This window comes from Methylocystis sp. (assembly GCF_051062815.1).
GTDB lineage: Bacteria > Pseudomonadota > Alphaproteobacteria > Rhizobiales > Beijerinckiaceae > Methylocystis.
On the sequence record NZ_JBPFDU010000062.1, the window covers coordinates 1 to 3469 of the forward strand.

At 63.4% G+C, this 3469-nt stretch carries 6 protein-coding genes; all 6 read left to right on the forward strand.

Going from position 1 to position 3469, the window contains the following annotated elements:
• The first annotated feature begins 84 nt into the window (after positions 1-84).
• Positions 85-711, forward strand: coding sequence for a type IV secretion system protein (locus tag ACR65W_RS10060; protein WP_434502621.1), 627 nt, complete (start codon positions 85-87; stop codon positions 709-711).
• Positions 708-1001 (forward strand): EexN family lipoprotein, encoded by a 294-nt coding sequence (locus ACR65W_RS10065; RefSeq protein ID WP_434502623.1) that lies wholly within the window; start codon positions 708-710, stop codon positions 999-1001. The genes ACR65W_RS10060 and ACR65W_RS10065 overlap by 4 nt, the downstream gene beginning before the upstream one ends.
• An 11-nt stretch (positions 1002-1012) precedes the next feature.
• On the forward strand, positions 1013-1975 hold the full coding sequence (locus ACR65W_RS10070; RefSeq protein ID WP_434502625.1) for a type IV secretion system protein: 963 nt from the start codon (positions 1013-1015) through the stop codon (positions 1973-1975).
• 68 nt (positions 1976-2043) lie between these two features.
• Complete coding sequence (locus ACR65W_RS10075; protein ID WP_434502627.1) at positions 2044-2355, forward strand: type IV secretion pathway protein; 312 nt, start codon at positions 2044-2046, stop codon at positions 2353-2355.
• A gap of 2 nt (positions 2356-2357) precedes the next feature.
• A complete protein-coding gene (locus ACR65W_RS10080) occupies positions 2358-3029 on the forward strand; it encodes a virB8 family protein (protein WP_434502629.1) in 672 nt (223 codons plus the stop codon).
• Positions 3026-3469 (forward strand): TrbG/VirB9 family P-type conjugative transfer protein (locus ACR65W_RS10085; RefSeq protein ID WP_434502631.1); only part of this gene is annotated, 444 nt, incomplete at its 3' end. The genes ACR65W_RS10080 and ACR65W_RS10085, both read left to right, overlap by 4 nt.

Sequence of the window (3469 nt, forward strand, 5' to 3'; positions counted from 1 at the left end):
CGATCGACAAAATCGCCTCCCATTCCGAGCCGTAGTCCCCCCGGTGCTCCCGCACCATCCGAACCGCGCGATCCCGAACCTCAGGTGAAAAGCTCTTCGACGTCTTCTTCGTTTCCATGGCCCCAATCTCTCAAGAGTTGGGGCCTCCGGCAAACCCGGGGCGGTTCAGATCAGTTGAGCGAAGCCAAACGCCTCTATGACAGCGTCAATAAGCTCACGAACGCCAACGACATTGGGGCGCTGCTCAACACCCCGCAGTTTCGCAAAGTTCTGCCGCAACAATTCTCGGAGATCGAGAAACTCGTCGCGGGGCAAGGAAACGGCAGTTTCGCGAGCACAATCGATTCCTATCTCTCACAAAACCGGGCCTACGCCGGCAATGGCGCGAACTCATACTATCAGAGCGAGCTCGACCGCATTGCTCGCGAGACCGGCGCCAAGCATTCGCTCGGCCAAGCTGTTTATGACACAGCTTCGCAAAGGATCGACGCTCTCGAAGAGCTGCGCAGGCGCATCAGTTCGGCGAGCGATGCGAAAGAAGTGCTCGATCTGTCGGCGCGCCTCCAGGCCGAGCAGGCGCTGCTGCAAAACGACGTGCTCCGCATGCAGGGCCTCGCCATGATCCAGCAGGCGCGCGGCGACATGGATGCGCAGAGAGAGCGGGAAAAGCAGCGACAGATTGTCGACGAAATGAAGGCGGCGCTAAAATGAAGCGATCGGCGCTCCTTCTCCTCGCAACGCTCATCGGCGTCGGACTCGCTGGCTGCGGCGAAGGCAATAAACGCGCCGAAGACGCGCCGCCTCGGCCCGCATCAAGGCAAGATTCTCCGAAGCCAGCGAAAACGGTCTCGTGGTTCATTGAGCGTCGCGACGAGCTGCAGGCGACGCTCAAGGCCTGCCGCAATAATCCCGGCGCGCTCGGCAAGACGCCCGATTGCATCAATGCGAACGCCGCGCGCGACAAGATCACCGTGCAAGAGATGAAAGACGCTTTGAAATAGGATTCGCCCGCATGGCCGTGAACGTCTTCGACAGTTTCCTGCACGAGTTCGAGCAGCCGCTCACGAATTTCGTGTCGACATCGGCGGGCAATCTCGCCGCTTACATCAACGGCCCCTTGCGCGTCGCGGTCATGCTCTATGTGATCCTCTATGGCTTTGCCGTGATGCGCGGCGCGATCGCCGAGCCGATCCTCGATTTCGCGTGGCGAGCGATGCGCATCGTCGTCGTTGTCTTGCTCGCGACCAACTCCTCGGCCTTCCAGCAATATGTCACGGGACTCTTCTTCGACTCCCTCCCCAAGGAAATCGGCAACGCCATTGCGGGCTCCGGACTCAACGTCAATTCCGGCGCGCCGTTCGATCAATTGCTCTCGAAGGGCATCGACGTCGCCAACAATATTTACGACCAGGCGGGCTTGACCAATATCGCGCCGGCGCTGATCGCCGCGATTCTCCTGGTCTTCGTTGCGATCGGCTCGTTTTTGCAATTCGCCGTCCTGCTCTACGCCAAGATCGGTCTCGCGATCGTCATCGCGCTCGGCCCCGTCTTCATTGCGCTCGCTCTCTTCGACGCGACGCGCCCTTTCGCGGAAAGCTGGCTACGCCAGCTCGCCAATTTCCTGATCCTGCTGGTGCTCGTCATCGCTCTCGTCGGACTGATGCTCTCGGCCGTCAGCGGCTTCATCGACAAATTCTCAAATAACGCCACGACGCTCGGCGAGGCGCTGGTCGGCGCAGTCGCCATCAGCACCCTGCTCGGCCTCTCCGGCCACATCGCCCTGCAACTACCGTCGATCGCCGGCGGGCTCGCCGGCGGCGGCGCTTCGCTCGCGAGTCGGCTGGTGACGCGAACGCTCGTCGCCAATGCGGCGGCCGCGGCGGCCGGGGCCTACGCCGGGGCGCGCTGGTCGGCGAACCGCAGCCTCGCGGCGATGAAGGTCCGCAGGCAGGGCGGCAGCATTCAACGGGCCTGATCGAAACAAGCCGAGCCAACGAAGGACGGGGCGGCGGCGGCCGCGCCGAACGACATGGGATTAACGAAATGCGGCGATTAATCATTATGTGCGTAATGGCCTGGCCGCTCGGCGGCTGTGCGACTTTTTCCAGCGCGCCACCGACTTGCGATGGCCTCGCGCGGCGTCCCCTCAACCGCTCTCTATGGGATTGGGAGGGCGCGCCGCAGGCTCTTGGCTCGGCTCCCTCATTGGCGATCCGCACGGCCGAGATCGGCCGACCGAATGCCACAAGTGCGCTGAATCGCGCGGCGCCGGCGCCGTCCATCGCGAGCGACAAGCCGAACGCGAGCCTCGTCGTCGACGTCGCCTCTTATCGCTCATGCGGCAAGGAGGGCTGACGATGGTTCGCCCCGACGAACTGCAAGCCTATTTTATAAATGCGCGCCGCTGGGAGCAGGACCTGTTGCTGTCGGCGCAGCGCTCGAAGCGGATCGCTTGGGTTATCGCCGCGGGCGCCTGCGGCTTGGCGGTCGTCTCCGTGGGCGCGGTGGCGGCGCTCGCCCCCTTGAAGACGGTCGAACCCTTCGTGATCCGCGTCGACAATTCGACGGGGATCGTCGAGACCGTCGCCGCGCTGAAACAAACGCCGGCGCGCTACGACGAAGCCGTCACCAAATATTTCCTGGCGCGTTATGTGCGCGCCCGCGAGGGCTACAGCGCCGCGGAGGCGGAGACGAATTTCCGCACGGTCTCCCTGCTCTCCGCCCCGGCCGAACAGGCGCGTTTCGCCGCTTGGTATCGCGGCTCCAACCCCGAGAGTCCGCAGGTTCTGCATGGCCGCTTCGGCGTCGCCAATGTGCGCATCAAGGCAATCTCGCTTTTGAGCGATAACGTCGCCTCCGTCCGCTATCTCGCCGAGAGCCGCAAGGGCGAGGAGACGCGCATCACCCATTGGATCGCGACGCTCACCTTTTCCTATGTCAACGCGCCGATCTCCTCGAGCGACCGTCTCATCAATCCGCTCGGCTTTCTCGTTTCTGAATACCGCGCCGATCCGGAGGCCCTGCCGTGATCCGCTATCTCCTCCTCGTCCTACTGACGCTCGCCTGCGCCGGATCGCCGAACACGCCCGCGATGGCCCTGCAGCAACCTTCCGCCGGCCAGCGCGACGCGCGCGTGAGGATGGTGACCTATGATCCGGCCAATGTCGTCAAGATCAACGGCGTCATTCGCGCCTCGACGCAGATTGTTTTCGCCGACGACGAAGAGATCGCGCATGTGGCGATCGGCGACTCCGTCGCCTGGGAGGTCGCGCCCGCTGGATCGATCCTGTTCCTCAAGCCGCGCGAGAAGCATTCGCCGACCAATCTACAGGTCGTGACCACGCGGGCCAACGGCCGCAAGCGCTCCTACCAATTCGAGCTGTCGATCGCGGAAAGCTCGCTTGCGGAGGGCTATTTCGTCGTGGGCTTCGCCTATCCCGGCGACGAGATCGAGCGCCGCCGTATAGAG